This is a genomic window from Vibrio tritonius (assembly GCF_001547935.1).
Lineage (GTDB): Bacteria > Pseudomonadota > Gammaproteobacteria > Enterobacterales > Vibrionaceae > Vibrio > Vibrio tritonius.
This window is the reverse complement of record NZ_AP014635.1, coordinates 1,203,855-1,222,659: the sequence shown is the minus strand read 5'-3', so window position 1 is coordinate 1,222,659 and position 18,805 is coordinate 1,203,855. Positions and strand designations below refer to the sequence as shown.

17 protein-coding genes are annotated in these 18,805 nt (G+C 44.4%); 15 read left to right on the top strand and 2 right to left on the bottom strand.

Annotation, left to right across the window (positions count from 1 at the left end):
• Positions 1–70: 70 nt before the first annotated feature.
• Entirely contained in the window at positions 71–826 is a 756-nt protein-coding gene (gene ulaR, locus JCM16456_RS05545; protein ID WP_068713141.1) for an HTH-type transcriptional regulator UlaR, read from the bottom strand.
• A 362-nt stretch (positions 827–1,188) separates the two neighbouring features.
• Here ulaR and JCM16456_RS05535 point away from each other — a divergent pair, with 362 nt between their 5' ends.
• The 7 genes from JCM16456_RS05535 (at position 1,189) to JCM16456_RS05505 (ending at position 7,225) form a co-directional block, all read left to right on the top strand.
• Positions 1,189–2,949 carry a PTS ascorbate-specific subunit IIBC gene (locus tag JCM16456_RS05535; protein ID WP_068713137.1) on the top strand — a complete coding sequence of 587 codons (1,761 nt, stop codon included), beginning with the start codon at positions 1,189–1,191 and terminating at the stop codon, positions 2,947–2,949.
• Positions 2,950–3,024: 75 nt separating this feature from the next.
• Positions 3,025–3,504: a PTS sugar transporter subunit IIA gene (locus tag JCM16456_RS05530; RefSeq protein ID WP_068713134.1), complete on the top strand. Its 480-nt coding sequence runs from the start codon at positions 3,025–3,027 to the stop codon at positions 3,502–3,504.
• A 9-nt stretch (positions 3,505–3,513) separates the two neighbouring features.
• Positions 3,514–4,206, top strand: a complete 693-nt coding sequence (locus JCM16456_RS05525) for an L-ribulose-5-phosphate 4-epimerase (protein WP_068713129.1) — start codon at positions 3,514–3,516, stop codon at positions 4,204–4,206.
• 5 nt (positions 4,207–4,211) lie between these two features.
• On the top strand, positions 4,212–5,033 hold the full coding sequence (locus JCM16456_RS05520; RefSeq protein WP_068713127.1) for a Cof-type HAD-IIB family hydrolase: 822 nt from the start codon (positions 4,212–4,214) through the stop codon (positions 5,031–5,033).
• Between the two features lie 4 nt (positions 5,034–5,037).
• Positions 5,038–5,688 carry a 3-keto-L-gulonate-6-phosphate decarboxylase UlaD gene (locus tag JCM16456_RS05515; protein ID WP_068713125.1) on the top strand — a complete coding sequence of 217 codons (651 nt, stop codon included), beginning with the start codon at positions 5,038–5,040 and terminating at the stop codon, positions 5,686–5,688.
• A 9-nt stretch (positions 5,689–5,697) separates the two neighbouring features.
• Complete coding sequence (locus JCM16456_RS05510; protein ID WP_068713123.1) at positions 5,698–6,579, top strand: L-ribulose-5-phosphate 3-epimerase; 882 nt, start codon at positions 5,698–5,700, stop codon at positions 6,577–6,579.
• Between the two features lie 223 nt (positions 6,580–6,802).
• Positions 6,803–7,225, top strand: coding sequence for a hypothetical protein (locus JCM16456_RS05505; protein WP_068713121.1), 423 nt, complete (start codon positions 6,803–6,805; stop codon positions 7,223–7,225).
• Positions 7,226–7,287: 62 nt separating this feature from the next.
• Here JCM16456_RS05505 and JCM16456_RS05500 read toward each other — a convergent pair whose 3' ends face one another.
• Complete coding sequence (locus JCM16456_RS05500) at positions 7,288–9,738, bottom strand: TonB-dependent receptor plug domain-containing protein (RefSeq protein WP_068713119.1); 2,451 nt, start codon at positions 9,736–9,738, stop codon at positions 7,288–7,290.
• A 143-nt stretch (positions 9,739–9,881) separates the two neighbouring features.
• Here JCM16456_RS05500 and JCM16456_RS05495 point away from each other — a divergent pair, with 143 nt between their 5' ends.
• From JCM16456_RS05495 to pstB, 8 genes are all read left to right on the top strand, one after another.
• The gene (locus JCM16456_RS05495) at positions 9,882–12,617 is read left to right on the top strand and encodes a M16 family metallopeptidase (protein WP_068713117.1); all 2,736 of its coding nucleotides are present in this window, start codon (positions 9,882–9,884) and stop codon (positions 12,615–12,617) included.
• A gap of 41 nt (positions 12,618–12,658) precedes the next feature.
• Positions 12,659–13,291 carry a MotA/TolQ/ExbB proton channel family protein gene (locus JCM16456_RS05490; RefSeq protein ID WP_068713116.1) on the top strand — a complete coding sequence of 211 codons (633 nt, stop codon included), beginning with the start codon at positions 12,659–12,661 and terminating at the stop codon, positions 13,289–13,291.
• Positions 13,284–13,703 carry an ExbD/TolR family protein gene (locus JCM16456_RS05485; protein ID WP_068713114.1) on the top strand — a complete coding sequence of 140 codons (420 nt, stop codon included), beginning with the start codon at positions 13,284–13,286 and terminating at the stop codon, positions 13,701–13,703. Before JCM16456_RS05490 ends, JCM16456_RS05485 begins: the two co-directional genes overlap by 8 nt.
• A complete protein-coding gene (locus tag JCM16456_RS05480; RefSeq protein ID WP_068713112.1) occupies positions 13,704–14,525 on the top strand; it encodes a TonB family protein in 822 nt (273 codons plus the stop codon). It begins immediately after the preceding gene.
• A gap of 521 nt (positions 14,526–15,046) precedes the next feature.
• The gene (gene pstS, locus JCM16456_RS05475; RefSeq protein ID WP_068713110.1) at positions 15,047–16,081 is read left to right on the top strand and encodes a phosphate ABC transporter substrate-binding protein PstS; all 1,035 of its coding nucleotides are present in this window, start codon (positions 15,047–15,049) and stop codon (positions 16,079–16,081) included.
• A 43-nt stretch (positions 16,082–16,124) separates the two neighbouring features.
• Positions 16,125–17,093 carry a phosphate ABC transporter permease subunit PstC gene (gene pstC, locus JCM16456_RS05470; protein WP_082712223.1) on the top strand — a complete coding sequence of 323 codons (969 nt, stop codon included), beginning with the start codon at positions 16,125–16,127 and terminating at the stop codon, positions 17,091–17,093.
• Positions 17,093–17,926, top strand: coding sequence for a phosphate ABC transporter permease PstA (gene pstA, locus JCM16456_RS05465; RefSeq protein WP_068713106.1), 834 nt, complete (start codon positions 17,093–17,095; stop codon positions 17,924–17,926). The genes pstC and pstA overlap by 1 nt, the downstream gene beginning before the upstream one ends.
• A gap of 2 nt (positions 17,927–17,928) precedes the next feature.
• On the top strand, positions 17,929–18,756 hold the full coding sequence (pstB, locus tag JCM16456_RS05460) for a phosphate ABC transporter ATP-binding protein PstB (RefSeq protein WP_082712222.1): 828 nt from the start codon (positions 17,929–17,931) through the stop codon (positions 18,754–18,756).
• Positions 18,757–18,805: the final 49 nt, after the last annotated feature.

Genomic DNA, 18,805 nt, shown 5'->3' with positions numbered 1-18,805 from the left:
GACGCCTTGTTTTACACAAGGCGGCTAAATTTAAGGTGATTAAGTTAGTGTTGAATTACGGTGGTGCGATTTAGACTAAGATCACTTGCGTTCCTTGCGCCTCCAGTGCGGCGACCACGCTTGGTTCAGCCTCTTTACCTGTGATAACTATGTCGATTTTCTCTGCAGAACAGAACAGCATGCCCGTTCGCTGCCCCACTTTTGAACTGTCAACGACCACCACCAGCTTATCGATTTGCTCGAGCATTTGCTGTTCAGCCACAGCGGTTAACATATCCGCTTTATACAAACCGGTTTCTGTTAATCCTTTACCACTGGTAAACATCCAGTTACCAGCGTAACTGCCCAGTGAATCTGGAGCTGGATTAAGAAAGATATGCTGCGCTTTGTTGTATTGACCACCAATGATGATGACATCATCGTGATCTTCGTTAATCAAATAGCTTGCCAGCGGAAAATAGTTGGTCACTATTTGCACATCCTGACCGCAAAGCTGCTGCCCGAGCAAAAACGCGGTTGAACCGCAGTTAATCACCACACTATCACCAGGCTGGCACAGCTGCGCAGCTTGTACGGCAATGCGTTCTTTCTCTTCATAATGCTCAGTGCTATCGATATTAAGCGGTGACCAAGTGCGCTTTTTCCCTTCAATACGCTCAGCCCCATTACGCACTTTCTTTAACTTGCCAAGTTCATCGAGCTTTGCGATATCACGACGGGCAGTTGCAGGAGAGACATGGAACTGCTCAATAATGTGGTTGACGTTGATGGCTTGCTTCTCTTCCAACAACGACAGAATGCCATTATGTCTCTGAACTTCATTCATTTTATCACCCTCATGATTTCGCATGATTATTTTTGATTAGTTTTGATTTAATTTGATTGTATTAATCTCAAAAATGATTGTCAAACAATCAACAAAGAAAAACAAAACCTCGATCACAAATAAAATTAAGTAACTGTTTTTATTGAATTTTAAAACCACACAAGTGATCTGGTTATCAAAATAGCGGCCAAATAAAGGACAAATTTGATGCAGCTCAAAGTAATCACAAATGCGCATTGAATGATTACTTTTGATTGGTATTGTTTATTGCGTGAGCACTTAACGAGTCTTTCTCGCTGCATCTTACGAGAACCTCTCTGACCTACAACGATTACAACGACAACTTATTCAGGGGTAAAGATATGGAGACCTTGTATAACATCTTCTATATTTTTTACAGCCAAGTGATGACCAAAGCGCCGCTACTTTTGGGGCTAGTTACACTAATAGGCTACTGGCTACTGAGACGAGACGGCACCACCATTTTAAAAGGCACCATTAAAACCATTGTTGGTTTTATGCTGGTACAAGTCGGCGCTGGAACACTAACTGCAGGTTTTAAACCCGTCATTGAAAAACTGGCGGAATACCATCAATTGACCGGTTCGGTCATCGACCCTTACACCACTATGATGGCGACCATGGATGCCATGGGTGACGACTATTCATGGGTGGGATACACCGTATTATTGGCACTTGCCATCAACATTCTTTTGGTACTCTTTCGCCGTATCACCGGGATTCGCACCATCATGCTGACTGGGCACATTATGTTCCAGCAAGCAGGTTTGATTGCGGTGTTCTATTACGTGATGGGCGTTGGCATGTGGCAAACCATCATCTATTCTGCCGTGATCATGGCGCTGTATTGGGGGATCTCTTCCAATATCATGTTCAAGGCCACAGAAGAAGTGACTGGTGGTGCCGGCTTCTCTATCGGTCACCAACAGCAAGTAGCGTCTTGGATTGCGACCAAAGTTGCGCCGAAGCTGGGCGACAAAAACGAAAGCGTAGATCACTTAAACTTACCTAAATGGCTGCATATTTTTCACGACAGCATTGCTTCGACAGCCATCGTTATGACCCTGTTCTTTGGCATTATTTTGTTGTCGTTTGGTCTGGACAACTTACAAACCATGGCAGGTTCAACCCATTGGTCTATCTATATCTTAGAAACCGGTTTGAAATTTGCTGTTGCTGTGCAAGTAATCGTCGTTGGTGTACGCATGTTCGTTGCCGAGCTGTCTGAAGCGTTTAAAGGCATCTCCGAACGTGTGATTCCTAATGCGGTATTGGCGATTGACTGTGCGGCTATTTATGCCTTCTCGCCTAACGCGATGGTATTTGGTTTTATGTGGGGCGCATTAGGTCAATTTGCAGCGGTACTTGCGCTGCTTGCCTTTAATGCTCCAATTATGATCATCCCTGGATTTATTCCAATGTTCTTCTCCAACGCAACTATCGGCGTGTTCTCAAATCACTTTGGTGGTTGGCGCGCTGTGATGAAAATCTGTTTCGTGATGGGTATTATCGAAGTGCTTGGTTCCGCTTGGGCAATTCATCTGTTCTCTGTGTACGGAACATCATTTAACGGCTGGATGGGTATGGCGGACTGGGCATTAGTCTTCCCTGTTGTCATGCAAGGTATCTCCATTTCTAAGTTGTTCTTCTTTGTCCTGATCGCCTTGGCTTGTGTCTACATGTTCTTCGCCTCTAAAAAATTGCGCGCAGAAGAAGATGCGGCAGGTCTTGTTGATATTGCAGAAGAACCTGAAGTGATTCAAGCCGTTGAACAAGCTATCGCAGCAAGCGATGGTGTTCGCCCAGTTAGCATCTTGGCCGTGTGTGGTAATGGCCAAGGATCATCGATGATGATGAAGATGAAAATTGGTAAATATCTTGAGAAAAAAGGCATCCCTCATGTGATGGATTCTTGTGCCCTATCCGATTACAAAGCCAAGTTGGCCACGACCGACATCATTGTTTCATCTAAACACTTGTCCGGTGAAATGGACGCTGGCGAAGGTAAGTTTGTGCTTGGGGTACAAAACATGCTCAATCCAAACTCCTTTGGCGATGAGCTCCTCGACATCATCAACAAGAATTTTATTCCAACCAAATAATCTTCCAAATTTTCATAACGTAAGCAATGTAATTAAAAAGGGCCGGAATTACCGGCCCCATAGGAGAGACACATCATGGCATTAAAACAATCTCTTATCGAAAACAACTCTATCTGCCTGCAAGCAGAAGCCAGTGACTGGAAAGCCGCGATCAAAATTGGCACCGACATGTTGATCAAATCAGGCGCAATTAAGCCTTCTTATCACGACGCCATCATTAGCAGTGTCGAAAAATTAGGGCCTTATATCGTTATCGCCCCAAGTTTAGCTATGCCTCATGCTCGCCCAGAAAATGGCGTGGTACGCACCGCTTTTGCTTTAGTCACCTTAAAAGAACCGGTGTTCTTTGAAGGCGAAGATAGCCCAATAGACGTCTTGATTACCTTAGCCGGTAGCACTTCTGACCAACACATGGAAGGCCTGATGGAAGTGACTCAAGTGTTGGATGACGATGAGAGTGAAACGGGGGTCGATTTGGACAAGCTACGTCGCTGCCAGAGCGCGCAAGAGGTTTATCAAGTTATTGATGCCGCTCTAGAAGAAGCTACGGCGTAGGAGTTCATCATGTATAAAGCATTAAAAGAACGCGTGCTCGCAGCTAACCTCAAACTGCCCGATTACGGCTTAGTTACTTTCACTTGGGGTAATGTGTCTGAAATTGACCGCGAACGCGGTGTGATTGCGATTAAACCATCAGGCGTTGAGTACGATGTGATGACGGTCAACGACATCGTAGTACTAGATCTTAATGGCAACATTATTGAAGGCACACTCAATCCCTCTAGTGATACGCCGACGCATTTAGAGTTGTACCGTGCGTTTCCACAATTAGGTGGCATCGTTCATACCCACTCTCATTTTGCGACCGTTTGGGCCCAAGCAGAAAGTGACATTCCAGCACTCGGCACCACTCACGCCGACTACTTCTACGGCGACATTCCTTGTACGCGACTGCTGTCAAAACAAGAAATTGCCGAGCAGTACGAAAAGAACACAGGCGCAGTGATCATTGAAGAGTTTCAACGTCGCGATCTCGATCCTCTTGCTGTACCCAGCGTGGTTGTCGCAGGCCATGGACCTTTCTCTTGGGGTAAAAATGGCATGGATGCAGTACACAACGCCGTGGTGTTAGAAGAAGTCGCTTCAATGGCAATTGCCACTCGTACCATCAATAGCGGTGTACACATTCAGCGTGAATTGTCAGACAAACACTACTTAAGAAAACATGGCGCTAATGCCTATTACGGACAAAGGTAATCTCTATGTACAAAGTATTAGCACTTGATCTAGATGGTACGGTTCTTAATGACCAACAAACCATCCATCCTGCCGTGAAGCAAGCCATCCACGACGCACAAGAAGTGTGTCATGTGGTGATTGTTACGGGTCGCCATCATACCGCAGCCAAGCCTTATTATGATGAACTAGGGCTGACTACCCCAATCATCTGCTGCAATGGGACCTATGTGTATGATTATGCTCACCAACAAGTGCTGAAACACAACGCGATTGCAAAAGACGATGCGCTCGACTTTATCGACTTGGCGCAACAATACCAGATGAAGTTAGTCATGTACGTCACTAACGCCATGACTTACTCCAAATGTAACCCCATCGCCTACATGCAAGCGCTCGAACATTGGGCACAGCAATTTCCTCCAGAGCAACAGCCGCGCATTGAACGAATTGCCTCCTTTGCTGAACTGGCTCGCCAAACCGACTATATCTGGAAATTTGTCGTTGAAGGACAGCCCCATTCTGTCGAACGCTTTGCTCAGCAAGAGTGGATTCAAAAGACCTTCAATGGCGAGCGTTCATGGTCCAATCGCATCGATTTCTCTGCTCAAGGCAACAGCAAAGGCAAACGCCTTGCCGAATATGTGAGTGAACTGGGTTACGACGCCAACCATGTGATGGCAGTCGGCGATAACGAAAACGATCTCTCCATGATTCGTTTTGCCGGCCTTGGCGTTGCGATGGCGAACGCATCTGACCTTGTTAAACAAGGCGCTAACCTCGTTTGCTCAACCAATAATAACCAAGACGGTCTTGCCCGCCTTATACGTGAAAAAATTCAAGGATAACATCATGACTAAACCTCTTATTCAAATCGCCCTAGATCAAACTTCTCTTGCTCCTGCTATTGATGTTGCACATAACGTGCAAGGCTTTGTCGACGTGATTGAAGTGGGCACCATTTTGGCCTTCGCCGAAGGGATGAACGCGGTTCGCACTCTGCGCCACAATCACCCTAACCATATTTTGGTGTGTGATATGAAGACCACCGATGGCGGTGCCATCCTTGCCCGTATGGCATTTGAAGCAGGTGCAAACTGGATTACCGTTTCCGCCGCAGCCCACATTGCCACCATCACCGCGTGTAAAAAAGTAGCCGATGAATTCGGTGGCGAAATTCAGATCGAAATTTACGGTCGTTGGACCATGGAAGATGCGCAAGCTTGGGTCGATTTAGGCATCAAACAAGCCATTTATCACCGCTCACGCGACGCTGAATTGGCTGGTGTGAGTTGGACCGATGCCGATATTGCCAAAATGCGCGAGCTGTCTGACATGGGCATCGAACTCTCTATTACTGGTGGCATTGTTCCTGAAGACATTCACTTATTTGAAGGCATTCAAGCCAAAACCTTTATCGCTGGGCGCGCACTCGCCGGTGACAAAGGCGCAGAAGTCGCCGCGGCGCTACGTGCACAAATCGACCGCTACTGGAACGAATAAGGAGCGCCTATGTATCAGCCTCTGCAACGTCAACGGATCGGGCTTTATGAAAAAGCCCTTCCTAACGACCTGAGTTGGGAAGAGAAACTCACCACCACCAAACAGCTGGGTTTTGATTTTCTGGAAATCTCGGTAGATGAATCCGATGAGCGCCGTAGCCGTTTAGATTGGGACGATGAAACCATCTATTCACTGCGCCACCTGTGTGAAAAAGTAGGGTTACCTTTGCAATCGTTGTGCTTAAGTGCGCATCGCAAATATCCGTTTGGTTCTGCTGACCCAGAAATTCGCCATCAAGCCGTGTTGCACATGGAAAAAGCGATTACCCTCGCCTTTAAACTGGGCATTCGCACCATTCAACTCGCTGGCTACGATGTCTATTATGAGCCCGCGAATAAAGAGACCCATGAGCGCTTTATTGAGGGTATGCGTCAAGCGGCGAAAATGGCAGAACGTGCTGGCGTGATGTTAGCGGTTGAGATCATGGATACGAACTATCTCAACTCATTGAGTAAGTTTGAAATTCTCAATCGGGCAATCAATTCCCCTTACTTCACCGCCTATCCGGATGTGGGCAATATCTCTGGTTGGAATTACGATGTGTGTACCGAACTGGCGCTGAGTAAAGCGCATATTACCCAAATCCATTTAAAGGACACACACAAAGTGAGCCCCGGTTATCAAGGGCAATTTCGTGACTTAGTCATTGGTGATGGTGAGGTGAATTTTGATGCGATTTTCCAAACCCTCAAAGAGACGGATTGTGTGGTCCCCATGGTGATTGAAATGTGGGCCCAAGATAAAAACTGGAAAGAGAACATTAAGTTGGCAAAAAGCAGGCTCAACCAAGCGTGTGATAATGCGCAGTTGCCACGGTTGTTTGCAGCATAAGTACTCCTTTCAACCATAATAAATACGATGAATCTCCTCTATCCCGCATGCTTCTCATGCCGTGGATTTACTCCCTTTGGGACGTGTGGTGTCTTCCCCCGAGGACATCACATGCTTTCTTACCTATTAGCATTCGATAGGGTATCCCGTTCTAGATTGACTTTACCGATGGCAAGGCGCACATTAACTAACCCTACAATCCACCTTAACTCCATGACTGACAATGAAATTACTCCATCTACAACTGTTCTGGTATGAAAAGCACCACACTTTATTGGAAATGGAAGACCTTCCAGAGCTTTCGCCTGCGCAGCATGAAGAGTTAGCCAATTGGGTCAAAGGACGCCGCAAAATTCTTAACTTTGAAGTGCATCAGCATCCTTGGGTCAAAGTCAATATCGAGGGCGGTTCGTCGTGTTTGCGACTCTTGCCCAATGGCAAGGTAACGGAATCTGACCTATTTAGCGCCAGTTCGCTGCAAGGCGTTTGGAAAGTCATCGACGGTTTTCTCTTTATTAAAGTGGTCAGCGGCGAGTTTATTGTCGAATACCAAATTGTCGGCAATGCGCAAGAGAGTATTCACTGCGGTATTGAATACATTAACGACCAAGTCAGTACCTACAGTAAGTTTGTTCAAACCAAATAAAAACCGCCCGATGGGGTGTCGGGCGGTTATATTTATTCCTATATGTGTGTCATCAATTCTGCTCACATAGCGTAGTTAAATCCTAACCATAATGTTCGTCCAGTCTGATAACGTTTACCTTCCGATGTGGTCGCATTAGGAGAACTATCAAATACGTTCTTAACACTGGCTTTTAGATTGAGCTGCTGTTTTTCACTATTAATTAGCTTGTATAGCAAGTTCAAATCCATGGTAAGAAATGACTCTTTTTTCAAATCTTCATACACATCGTAGGTTGAACTATCGATTTCAATATTCTCTTGAGAATCTCCGATATAGCTATAACTACCGCGATAGTTCACTTTAGTATTCGTAACCAAACGGCGATTAAACCAATCTGCACTCCATCCGATAGAAGCTTTGATAGGGGCTGCGTAGTTGTCAATGTCACTCAACTCATTGATTTCATCCGTTGTCATCACTGAGCCTTTGTAATAAACCTCATCAGAAGTATCTTCGTAACCAGTATATGTTTTCTGACCAAAATAATGCGTTTCTGACCAAGTCACATTAGCATTAAATCGATGATGCTCAAACCCGCCACTCCATTCCAAGGTATAAGCCAAGTAATCTGACTTCCCTTCGTTTTCCATGTTACGGTAATAATCAGTCCCAGTATTGGTATCAGAAACAGAAAATCGGTCACGATTTTGACGATATACAGTTTTAAGCCTCAAATTTCCTTGCAACGGCGTAGGGAACGTCAACGCTGCAGTCAATTCATCACTATAAGGTGTCTTTAATGTATCAGTATCAAACAAATAGGCAGATGTCGTTTTCTTGAGTGCCCAGTCACTGACCTCACCGGTGGATGAATTGACAGTACGTTTATAAGCATAGGTGCTGGCATCTTGAGAACGTAGCGCATAACTCACCATATTATTCGCGTAATAACGGTTCGCCCCTATAGTGAGATAGGTATCTGTCAAAAACTCCCAGTTCACAGTTAGCCTTGGTGCAACGTTGTAATTATTGAGAAATTCATTGTGTTCACCACGCAAACCAGCACGAATATTCACGTTCGCAATCTGGCGTTCATATTCTAACCAAAGTGCTTGGCTAGAATAGGTGACCTCGGCAAAATTGGCTGGATAGTATGTATAACCGGTCCCTATACTCCCGCCGTTACATGTAATATCCCCATCTTCACAGGTTCCTGTCCATTTCTTACTAGTGGTGTATGAATATACGTCATTAGGACGATTACGCTCAGCTTGGGTATAACTTAGATCCGCCCCCCAACGAAAATCCCCAGACCATAGTGGCGTGGTCATATCAAATGACCAACGATAATCCTTTTGCAAAAAGTCTAAATCACCCAATGAACCTTCATAACAGTTAGACTTAGAACACCAATCAACCGAAGAACCTACATAGCGAACCTTAGTGTCTGCAGCATCTCTGCTTGAATCATTTGTGGTGATAGAAAACTTAGAATTCCATGTAGTTAAGCCTTGATAGCCCTCGGCAGCAATATATCCCTGCATACCTGATGAGCTGGTTTCCTGAAAACTATTGATTACATTACTCGACGTATATTGATGAATATAAGGACTATAGATTAACTGACCAATAAAGGAGAGATTATCACTATAGGTATAAACCCCTTTAATAAGGTAATTTTCTGAGATATCGCGATTAGGAACATTATCGCCACCATAGGTTTCATCATTAGTGTAAGTCACTTTAGAAGCGGAGCGACTGTATGAAACTAATGTCAATAGATTTTCAGTGAGTGGCAAGTCAAAACTAATTGAACCATTGTATTTATAAAAGTTAGGTTTGCTACTTGGCTCTTCCCCCTCTTCCATATCAGAGTTATCACGTTTGTAATGAACCATTTCATCGGCTTGATAACCACCACTCATATTCATATGAAACTGTTTGGAAGGGGTGCGAATTTTATAGTTCACCGCCCCACCTAAAAACTGCCCATATTTTGCAGAAACGTTCGAGTCCATTACTTCCGCTGATTCAAGTAAAGATGGGTCAACATAGACGGATTGAGCAGTCACGCCCGCATTAAACTCTAATTGGTCATCATCAGAAAAGGAGTTACTCAATGTATCTTGAACTGAATTGACGCCTATTCCATCAATCATGATATTGTTTTCAAACGTAGCACCACCAGAAATAGAAAAATCCGATGGTCTTACCGACTGAATTCGTTGCAGACTGACTTCTTCTTGGTCAATATCAATTTGCACATTAGGCAAATCTTGAATAAGTCGCGTTGTATCATTATCCCCCGCTTGACTTTGACTGATCATCTCTTTGCCAATGACAGACTTGCCAGAGTCTATCGGGTCATAACTTTTATAAATGTCGGCCGCTTTGTGCTGTTGTACTGCCGGCTCATCCTGCACTGTTGATTCAACAATTTCTAACTCTCCTAAATCAATTGGTTCTGCATAAACCATATTAGAACAAGGAGTTATGGCTACCACTGCCAAACTAAAATGAGTGAATTTCATAATTTGTGATTATTTCTTTGTTTTCTTCAGAGCAAGAACTCTGTATTATTCACATGAAGTAAACAGCAATGATAATGAAATTAATTCTCATCAGCAATTCATAGTTACATTTTGTAATACTCTTTTTTTAATCGGTTAAAATAATGCGCACTCTATCGATATGCTTGATTAGCATCTGCTACTTTTTCTCTGCTACCGTGTTTTCAGCCCAACAATGGGATGAAAAATTAACCGTCGGCGAACTGCCTAACGGTTTCAACTATATTATTTATCCGAGTAAAAACAGCAGCGAACCCTTTAATTTACGCCTGATTGTTCACGCAGGTTCAATTGACGACACTATTCCTGGGATTGCGCATATTGTTGAACATATGGTGTTTCGTCATAATGACATTTATGACATGAGTATCCATCAATTTTTAAATCAGATTGGTTGGAAATCCGGTCTGCAAATAAATGCATTAACTCGCCAAACTGAAACGCAATTTATGGTGCGAACCCGCCCTAATGATGTATTAAATTTGGAACAATCGATTGCGCTATTAGCAAATTTGACGTTGCATCCAAGTATTCAACCAGATGAATGGAACATTGAGAAAAAAGTTATTTTAGAAGAGTTACGCCTTGGTGAAGGTGTGGCAAGCCGCATCAACGATCAAAAGAAAGCCATTATTCGTCACGACTCTCAATATACCAATGGACCTACGATTGGTTTCGCCCAAACCATAAAAAAAACTACCGCTAACGATATTCGCGCATTTCATGATACCTATTATGTCCCGGCCAATATGACCTTGATTGTGAGTGGCAACATTACTGCAGAAAACGTCAAAGCTGCGATTAAAAAGACATTTGGTCAAGGTAAAGAAACTCAGGTAGCCAAGCGAGATTATGTAAATTTTCCGCTAGTTAACGATCTTTATATTGGTAAAGTACAAGACCCACAAGGCACCTCATCATTCACCACATTTGGCCTAAGATTTCCCCTATTAAGTCGAGCAACCGATGCAGGCATCGAACAGCGATTACAACAGAACATGCTACGTAAGTTAATGAAAGCAGAACTGTCACGCGCAAAAGAACTGTATAAAAATGAAACGAACATCAAATCGATTTTGGTGACCTCAAAAGAGCCGACCCCTGAACGTGGAATTATTGCGTTCCAAGTGCGTACGTCTGATCATCAACGTGGATTAACTATTGCTCTAACCGAATGGCAACGTTTAATGCAAAATGGCGTAGATGAACAAGAGTTAGCCAAACTCAAACACTCTTTATTACGCAAGCTGGATAACAATCGCATTGCCAGTGCTCATCGTACATACACCCAATGGGAAGATAAAATTACCTCTGCGGTGATGCAAAATGGCGTACTGACCAGCTATGAAGATAACGAACCGTTACTACGCAAAATCATTTCCGAACAAACAGTTGAAAGCTTAAACACTCGTATGCGTGAGCTACTTGCAAGCCAAGATCAGTTTTTGTTTTATCAAGTTCCAGGAAATCGCAACGCAGAGCTACCAAGCAAAGAGCAAGTTCGTCACCAACAGCGAGCGTTGAGCAACACGAAATTAGCAAAAGCGCCAGCGTTAACTGTGGTGACAAAAAAGGCGGCGCCAAAACAGGCGAAACAATTACCTACTGTGCCAGATCTTAAACAATCGGAGCTAAACATCGCCAGCAAACAAACGTGGTCAAGTGATCATGTAACGCGTTGGACTTTAAAAAATGGCGATACTGTGACTTGGTTAGATCAAAGCGCACAGGGCAAAATTTATCTTCGTCTACTTTCTCAATCAACGGCTGCTACCTTAAATCAACCGGATTGGTTAAACCAAACGGCATATCAACTTTGGGAGCAAGCCGATTACGCCTTTGCAACTCAAACTGACTTTAAAGACTGGCGCAAAGCCAACAACGTTGATTGGCAATGGGCCCCCCACCAACAACAGCTTGACCTTGGCCTGATGATAAGCGCTAAAGAGGACACACACCTTAAGCAAGCGCTACAAAGTTACGCTGTGATGCAACAAACACCAGAGTGGCACGATCTGTCTATTTCAGATTTAAAAAAGGATCTGGCTGCACAACTAACCGATAAAACCGCTCAGGCACAAATTGAACAGTTTAGCCAATCACAATTGGAGCAGACCGTTAGCGTGTTTTCTCGTCAACCAATTGACCTCTATATCGTGGGTAAACTATCAAACCAAACCATTGAAGAGAATGTACTGCCCTATCTTGCTGGCATTAAGCGGGACAGTCGCGTTATAAATGACGCGGCTAAGCAGGACACACACCTTAAGCACGATAGTTCCACCAAAACGGTGAAGCACATTTACCACGACAACAAAGCCACGGTAACCGTCAAATCACAAACACCGATGACTTGGTCACCGGAAGCAAGTTTCGAGATATCTGCGCTTAACCCTATTGCACAACGTGCGCTAAAAAATCGCCTACGTCACCAGCTAGGTGGGGTTTACCGCATGAATTTTGAGATGAACTTGAATAAAGACAACCAGGTGGAATCCACACTGAGCTTCACTTCTGATCCGCTGCGTGTCGATGAACTTTTAGCCGAAGCCAAAAAGGTACTTAACCATCTTGATAAGCAAATTGCCCGAGAGAATATTGAACTAATCAAAAACGATATCGCCTTTGCCGAACAAGTCCGTTTGCAAAGCCCAAATACATGGCTGCGTCGCCTGCAGTTGAGTTTTGAACGCTATCAGTCTCCTGAGTATCTGACGAACATGCTGACGCTAGATAGCAATATCAGCGCAGCTTCACTCACTCAATGGGCAAATAAGATTTTTCCGCAACCGGTAAGCCAAACTCAAATTGACCTACCGCTAGAAAACACGACCAATTAAAAATATACCTAAATGACCTTAAATAATAGAGGCAACAATCGATGAGCAATGTCATTTTAAATCAAGATATCTGGTCTATAGCCACCGCTATTCCACTACTATTGTGTTCCTTAATTGCAATAGCGCTGATTCTCGATCGCAGCCTTGCTGCATTGCGCTGCAAGGTGTTAACCCACAAGCAGCAACAAGACATTAGTACCTTGCTTAACCAAGGAAGCTGGAATGAAGTAAGCAACGCTATCGCTTCTTCGGGTGCTGGCTACCAAGCCGCAATGAGCGAATTCGCCAACACAACTTCTTTGGACAAAGAACTGCGCGAAGAAGCGCTAGGTCTTTGGTTAGCGCGTTACACCAAAACCTTGCGTCGTCGTTTATCTGCCCTAACCACCATCGCCACTTTAGCGCCAATGCTGGGATTACTCGGTACTATCGTCGGCCTAATGCGTTCCTTTCACAATATCGGTTTAAGTAATGGCCCTGTTGAACCTGCGTTAGTCGCAGACGGTCTATGGCAAGCCCTATCGACCACCGCCGCTGGGATGATTATCGCTGTCCTATGTGTTATGTGCCATGCACTGTTTCAGTCCCGTATTCGTTACCACTTAAGCGATGTGACTGACCTTCTTAACCGCTGCTGCTTAACTCACTTAGTTGCAGAGGCTAAACATGATTAACAATAGTGCCTTAGAAGAAGAACAAGGAGCATCTGAACCGTTGACGGCGATGATCGACGTTATCTTCACGCTGATCGCGTTTATGATGCTGATGATCAATACGCCTTTGTCGACTATGGAAGTCACTTTACCAACGACCGAGGCCAACTCACAGACAGTGACAGTAAAAAAAGAGAGCTTAACCTTGTCGATCATCAATCAAGATGACAACTGGTATGTCGATGATCAGCCGATGAACAGCGAAACGCTCGTAACCACATTAAAACAGCGCAAACTCGCCCATCCCGATCTACAGGTCATCGTCAATAGTGACAAGCAAGTACCAATGGAGCGCATGGTGCAACTATTTACCTTGTTACAATCGGTACCTCTGGATGTTACTCAACTGGCGCTGAAAGAAACGGGGCATTAAATGAACATCCCGACTCAATCTCGCTTTTCCCTGAGTCTGGTGGTATCTGTCGCTGTGCATATTGTGCTGGTGGCGGTGGTCTTTTGGCAGTTAAAACAGTTACCACCAGCGCCAGTGAAAAGTAACGATAAACAGGCTATATCCGTTGGTCTGCAAGCAGCTTTGGCTGGGGCGGCAACAAGTAAGGCAAAACAGGCACAAAACCAAGCGAAAGAGATTCAAGCTCGTACCGAACCAGAAGAGAAGCCAGAGCCAGTTAAAAAGACACCACCAATCGAACCACCCAAGGCAATCGCTAAAGCGGCGCCGAAACCTAAGGTTGTTGAGCCTAAGGACACACCACCTAAAAAAGTGGCAAAAAAGGAACCAGAACCGAAGCGAGAAAAGAAAGAGCAACCGCAAAAAGTCAGTAAAGCGACTATTGCTCAAGCTCAGTCGATTGATAGCAATGCTGGGGAACAAGGTGTCAATGGTTCAACCCAAAATACTCAACAAAAAACGGAGACTGGCGTAGCGAATCAAACGGCGGCAAGTGCCAATGAACAATATGACTATTTAGTACGCCAACATCTTTTAGCGAAAAAAATGGCACCAAACCTGTTAAGTTCCAGTCGTGTGCGGGGAGAAGTCACCTTAGTGTTTACGTTAGACAGGCAAGGCAAGATACTTAAAGCGGAAATTGCTAACGCATCACGCATTCGCGCATTCAATAAGGCGGCGGTGAAAATGCTGGCCAAAGCCAGTCCATTTCCAGCCGCGCCGGGGAACGTCGACTGGCGGCAGCGAGAATTTAATATTGTCGTGACATACGACATTCACTAACCACCACTCTTCGTAATATTTCCGCTACAAGCACGCCATTGACGCTTGTAGCGGAACCCATATCTAAACTCACCTTATTCTTTATTGACAAAACCGATAAGGTCATCTTGACTATTCATCATTGCTATCGGTTCACTGTCAAAACTTGTGCCCTGCTCAAGCGACTACAAACGACTAATATAGCTCCTAAGCATATAAAATAAGCGGTTAATCACCGATGACTATATACCCTCGGCACTTGGTGTTTTTATCCCCAATTTAAATAAGAACTTTAAATGTCACCAATGTGACAGAAAGATTACACGAATAGCCACCTATCTATTAATCGCATAACTTTGCAAGATTTTACCTATCAATACCACTTTCGTATTACCTCAGAATTGTGTCAGTAATATTTCAAAATGACTTTTTTAGCCCCTCATATACGGAAAGTTATTTTTAAAAATGAAACTTTATCTCTTAAAAATATGGCCCTAACATCCATTCCCGAACCAACAAGTCATCTTTTAGGGATTCAAAAAATGAAAAAACTTGCGGTATTAGCTGCTTCACTAACCATGTTATCTGCAGGTGCATTTGCAGATACAACTATCAACGGTGCAGGCGCAACATTCCCATACCCTGTTTACATGAAATGGGCGAAAGAATACCAATCAGCAACTGGTGTGAAACTGAACTATCAAGCAATCGGTTCTGGCGGTGGTATCAAACAAATCTCTGCAAAAACTGTTGATTTTGGTGCTTCTGATGCTCCGCTAAGCGAAACGCAACTGAAGAAAATCGGCTTGGTACAATTCCCTGCCGTTATGGGCTCTATCGTTCCAGTTGTGAACGTAAAAGGAATTAAAGCAGGCGAGCTTAAAATCTCTGGCGAGTTGCTAGCAGATATCTACCTAGGCAAAGTTAAATACTGGGACGATAAAGCAGTTAAAGTCGACAACGCATCTTTAACTCTTCCTCACCAAGCGATTGTGACTGTTCACCGTTCTGATGCTTCAGGCACGTCATTCAACTACACAGGTTACCTAGCAAAAGTAAGCACCGACTGGAAAGAAAAAGTAGGTCAAGGTAAAGAAGTTGTATGGCCAAAAGCGGCAACTAACCTAGGTGGTAAAGGTAACGCTGGCGTTGCAAACCTTGTAAAACGTACTCCTGGTGCAATCGGCTACGTTGAATACGCATACGCTGAACAAAACAAACTTGTGTACACTGCAATGAAAAACAGTGCAGGTAAATTTGTTGAGCCAAGCCTAGAAACATTCCAAGCCGCTGCAGCAAACGCAGATTGGAACTCAGCACCTGGTTTTGCTGTTGACCTAAACAACCAACCAGGCGCTAAATCATGGCCAATGACGGCTGCTACTTTCATCTTGATGTACAAAGACCAAGCGAATGCTGACAACGCGAAAGAAGTGTTGAAGTTCTTCGAATGGGGTTACAAACACGGTGAACTAGCGACTGGCCTAGGTTATGTACCAATGCCTAAATCAGTAGTAAGCATGGTTAATGACATGTGGTCAAAAGACATCAAAGCGAACGGTAAAGCAGTTTACTAATCGCCAGAGTCTAAAGTAGTAAATTTTTAAATGGCCTCTGGTGATGACATCAGAGGTCGTATTTCCTTTTTATTTTAAACGGTATGAATCTGTGAATGCTTCTCACGCTATTTATGATCGTTGTTTTAAACAAGGTAGTTTCAGTACCGCCTTGCTGATCACTGTAATGATGGCCGCTATCTTCGCTACGTTAGTAGGCGGAGCAATGCCAGCAGTACAGGAATTCGGTCTTAGTTTTATCTTCAGTACAGAATGGGATCCTATTAATTTTGTCTTCGGCGCGGGTAACGCCCTTTATGGCACTTTAGTTTCTTCGATCATCGCAGTCATTATTGCAACACCGATTGGTATTGCGATTGCGATTACACTCTCTGAGCTACTTCCAAAATGGATCTCTTATCCGGTTGGTTTAGCGATTGAGTTGCTCTCTGCTGTTCCAAGTATCATCTACGGTATGTGGGGCCTATTTGTATTTGCACCTTGGTTTGCTGAAGGTCCACAAATGTGGATGATTGAGCACATGAGTGTTATTCCTGTGATTGGCCCGCTGTTTAGCGGTGCACCACTCGGACAAGGCTTATTAACAGCAGGTATTATTCTTTCGTTCATGATTCTGCCAATCATGACATCGCTAATTAAAGATGCATTGAGCACAGTACCTAATGTACTGCGTGAATCGTCATACGGCATAGGCGCAAACACCTACGAAGTGATTAGCCACATTCTATTGCCATCTATCAAAAGCTCGGTTTTTGGTGCGTTTATTCTGGCCCTTGGTCGTGCGCTTGGCGAAACCATGGCAGTGACGTTTGTCATTGGTAACTCGCAAGACATCAACTCGTCACTGTTTATGCCAGCAACGTCGATCTCCGCGACCATTGCAAACCAGTTCAACGAAGCAGATGGCATCAAAATGGCATCGCTAATGGCACTAGGCCTTGTGCTGTTTATCGTGACATTCCTTGTGATGGGCTATGCCCGTTTGCAATTACGCAAAAGTAAGGTGGCATAATGAAAGCACGTAAATTCAAAAACTGGCTATTCAAAGCTGCATGTTTTGCCGCAACCACAATCGGCCTATTTATTCTTGCTGCCATCATGTACAGCTTGATCAGTAAAGGCACCGCCGCACTTAACCTAGACGTCTTCACTAAGTCCCTGCCTGCTCCAGGCGATACCGATGGTGGCCTAGCGAATGCGATTGTTGGCTCTTTGATGATCAGCGTGCTTGGCATCCTTATCGCGATACCAATCGGTGTTCTTGCCGGTACATGGTTAGCGGAATTCGGTAAAGAATCTAAAGTTGCTGACACCATTCGTTTTATGAACGGCATGTTGATGTCATCACCATCGATTCTGATTGGTCTGTTTGTTTACTTATTGTTTGTAGCGCCATTTCATCACTTCTCTGGTTGGGCAGGTGCAATTGCACTCGCGATCATTGCTTTGCCAATGATCATTTCAACCACAGAAGAGATGCTGAAATTGGTGCCACCTAGCTTACGCGAAGCTGGCGCAGGTATCGGTGCTCCGATGTGGAAAGTGACCACAGCACTGAGCTATCGCAGCGTGGGCGCAGGTATCGTGACCGGTATTCTGCTCTCTTTTGCGCGTATCTCGGGTGAAACAGCACCTTTGCTGTTTACCTCATTAAGTAACTCATTTATGTCTCTGGATATGGCTGGCCCAATGGCAAACCTACCAGTAACGATTTACAACTTGGCGATGAGCCCATATGAAACGTGGAATAACTTGGCGTGGACAGGTGCACTGATCATTACAACGACAATCCTAGCGCTCAACATTCTTTCACGTTCCATCCCAGCATTAATTAACAGGCGGTAACTATGATGACCTCGTTTATTGAACCTCAAGCAATTCGTGAAAATGCAGCAGAAACAAACAGCACTGTTGCATCAGAAAAACGTATGAGTGTTGAAGGTCTGAACTTCTTCTACGGTGAAGGCAAACAAGCCTTGTTCGACATCAATATGCCGATTTATAAAAACCGCGTTACCGCTATTATTGGTCCGTCTGGTTGTGGTAAATCGACCTTGCTTCGCACACTAAACCGTATTTATAAGCTCTACCCGAAACAGTCTGCTAAGGGCACCATCATGTTAGATGACACTAACATTCTTGATGGTAACTACGACCTTAACCAGCTACGCGGCGAAGTCGGTATGATTTTCCAAAAACCGACCCCATTTCCGATGAGCATCTATGAAAACATCGCCTTTGGTTTGCGTCTAAAAGAGAGCTTATCGAAGAAAGAAATGGACGAACGCGTGCAACAAGCGTTAGAGCAAGGTCGTTTGTGGAAAGAGGTAAAAGACAAGTTGCACACTGATGCGGCGGGTCTTTCTGGCGGTCAGCAACAACGTCTGTGTATCGCGCGTGCTATCGCACTGAAACCAGAAGTATTACTGATGGATGAACCCACTTCCGCTCTTGACCCGATTGCCACGCAAGGTATTGAAGAGCTGATTACTAAGCTACGTCGTGACTTCACCATTGTTATCGTGACGCACAACATGCAACAAGCAAAACGTATCTCAGACTACACTGCGTTTATGCATCTTGGTAAGTTGATTGAGTTTGCTCCTACAGAGAAGATCTTTAACTCACCAGATCAAACCATGACAGCCGATTACGTAGGTGGTCATTTCGGTTAATCTCAATAAAGACTACCGTTGGTTCAACAAGAAAGGCACCGCACACAGC

Excerpts from the sequence above, each read along its gene's own strand:
- ulaR (WP_068713141.1), bottom strand. The coding sequence starts at position 826 with ATGAATGAAGTTCAGAGACATAATGGCATTCTGTCGTTGTTGGAAGAG.
- JCM16456_RS05535 (WP_068713137.1), top strand. The coding sequence starts at position 1,189 with ATGGAGACCTTGTATAACATCTTCTATATTTTTTACAGCCAAGTGATG.
- JCM16456_RS05530 (WP_068713134.1), top strand. The coding sequence starts at position 3,025 with ATGGCATTAAAACAATCTCTTATCGAAAACAACTCTATCTGCCTGCAA.
- JCM16456_RS05525 (WP_068713129.1), top strand. The coding sequence starts at position 3,514 with ATGTATAAAGCATTAAAAGAACGCGTGCTCGCAGCTAACCTCAAACTG.
- JCM16456_RS05520 (WP_068713127.1), top strand. The coding sequence starts at position 4,212 with ATGTACAAAGTATTAGCACTTGATCTAGATGGTACGGTTCTTAATGAC.
- JCM16456_RS05515 (WP_068713125.1), top strand. The coding sequence starts at position 5,038 with ATGACTAAACCTCTTATTCAAATCGCCCTAGATCAAACTTCTCTTGCT.
- JCM16456_RS05510 (WP_068713123.1), top strand. The coding sequence starts at position 5,698 with ATGTATCAGCCTCTGCAACGTCAACGGATCGGGCTTTATGAAAAAGCC.
- JCM16456_RS05505 (WP_068713121.1), top strand. The coding sequence starts at position 6,803 with ATGAAATTACTCCATCTACAACTGTTCTGGTATGAAAAGCACCACACT.
- JCM16456_RS05500 (WP_068713119.1), bottom strand. The coding sequence starts at position 9,738 with ATGAAATTCACTCATTTTAGTTTGGCAGTGGTAGCCATAACTCCTTGT.
- JCM16456_RS05495 (WP_068713117.1), top strand. The coding sequence starts at position 9,882 with ATGCGCACTCTATCGATATGCTTGATTAGCATCTGCTACTTTTTCTCT.
- JCM16456_RS05490 (WP_068713116.1), top strand. The coding sequence starts at position 12,659 with ATGAGCAATGTCATTTTAAATCAAGATATCTGGTCTATAGCCACCGCT.
- JCM16456_RS05485 (WP_068713114.1), top strand. The coding sequence starts at position 13,284 with ATGATTAACAATAGTGCCTTAGAAGAAGAACAAGGAGCATCTGAACCG.
- JCM16456_RS05480 (WP_068713112.1), top strand. The coding sequence starts at position 13,704 with ATGAACATCCCGACTCAATCTCGCTTTTCCCTGAGTCTGGTGGTATCT.
- pstS (WP_068713110.1), top strand. The coding sequence starts at position 15,047 with ATGAAAAAACTTGCGGTATTAGCTGCTTCACTAACCATGTTATCTGCA.
- pstC (WP_082712223.1), top strand. The coding sequence starts at position 16,125 with ATGACATCAGAGGTCGTATTTCCTTTTTATTTTAAACGGTATGAATCT.
- pstA (WP_068713106.1), top strand. The coding sequence starts at position 17,093 with ATGAAAGCACGTAAATTCAAAAACTGGCTATTCAAAGCTGCATGTTTT.
- pstB (WP_082712222.1), top strand. The coding sequence starts at position 17,929 with ATGATGACCTCGTTTATTGAACCTCAAGCAATTCGTGAAAATGCAGCA.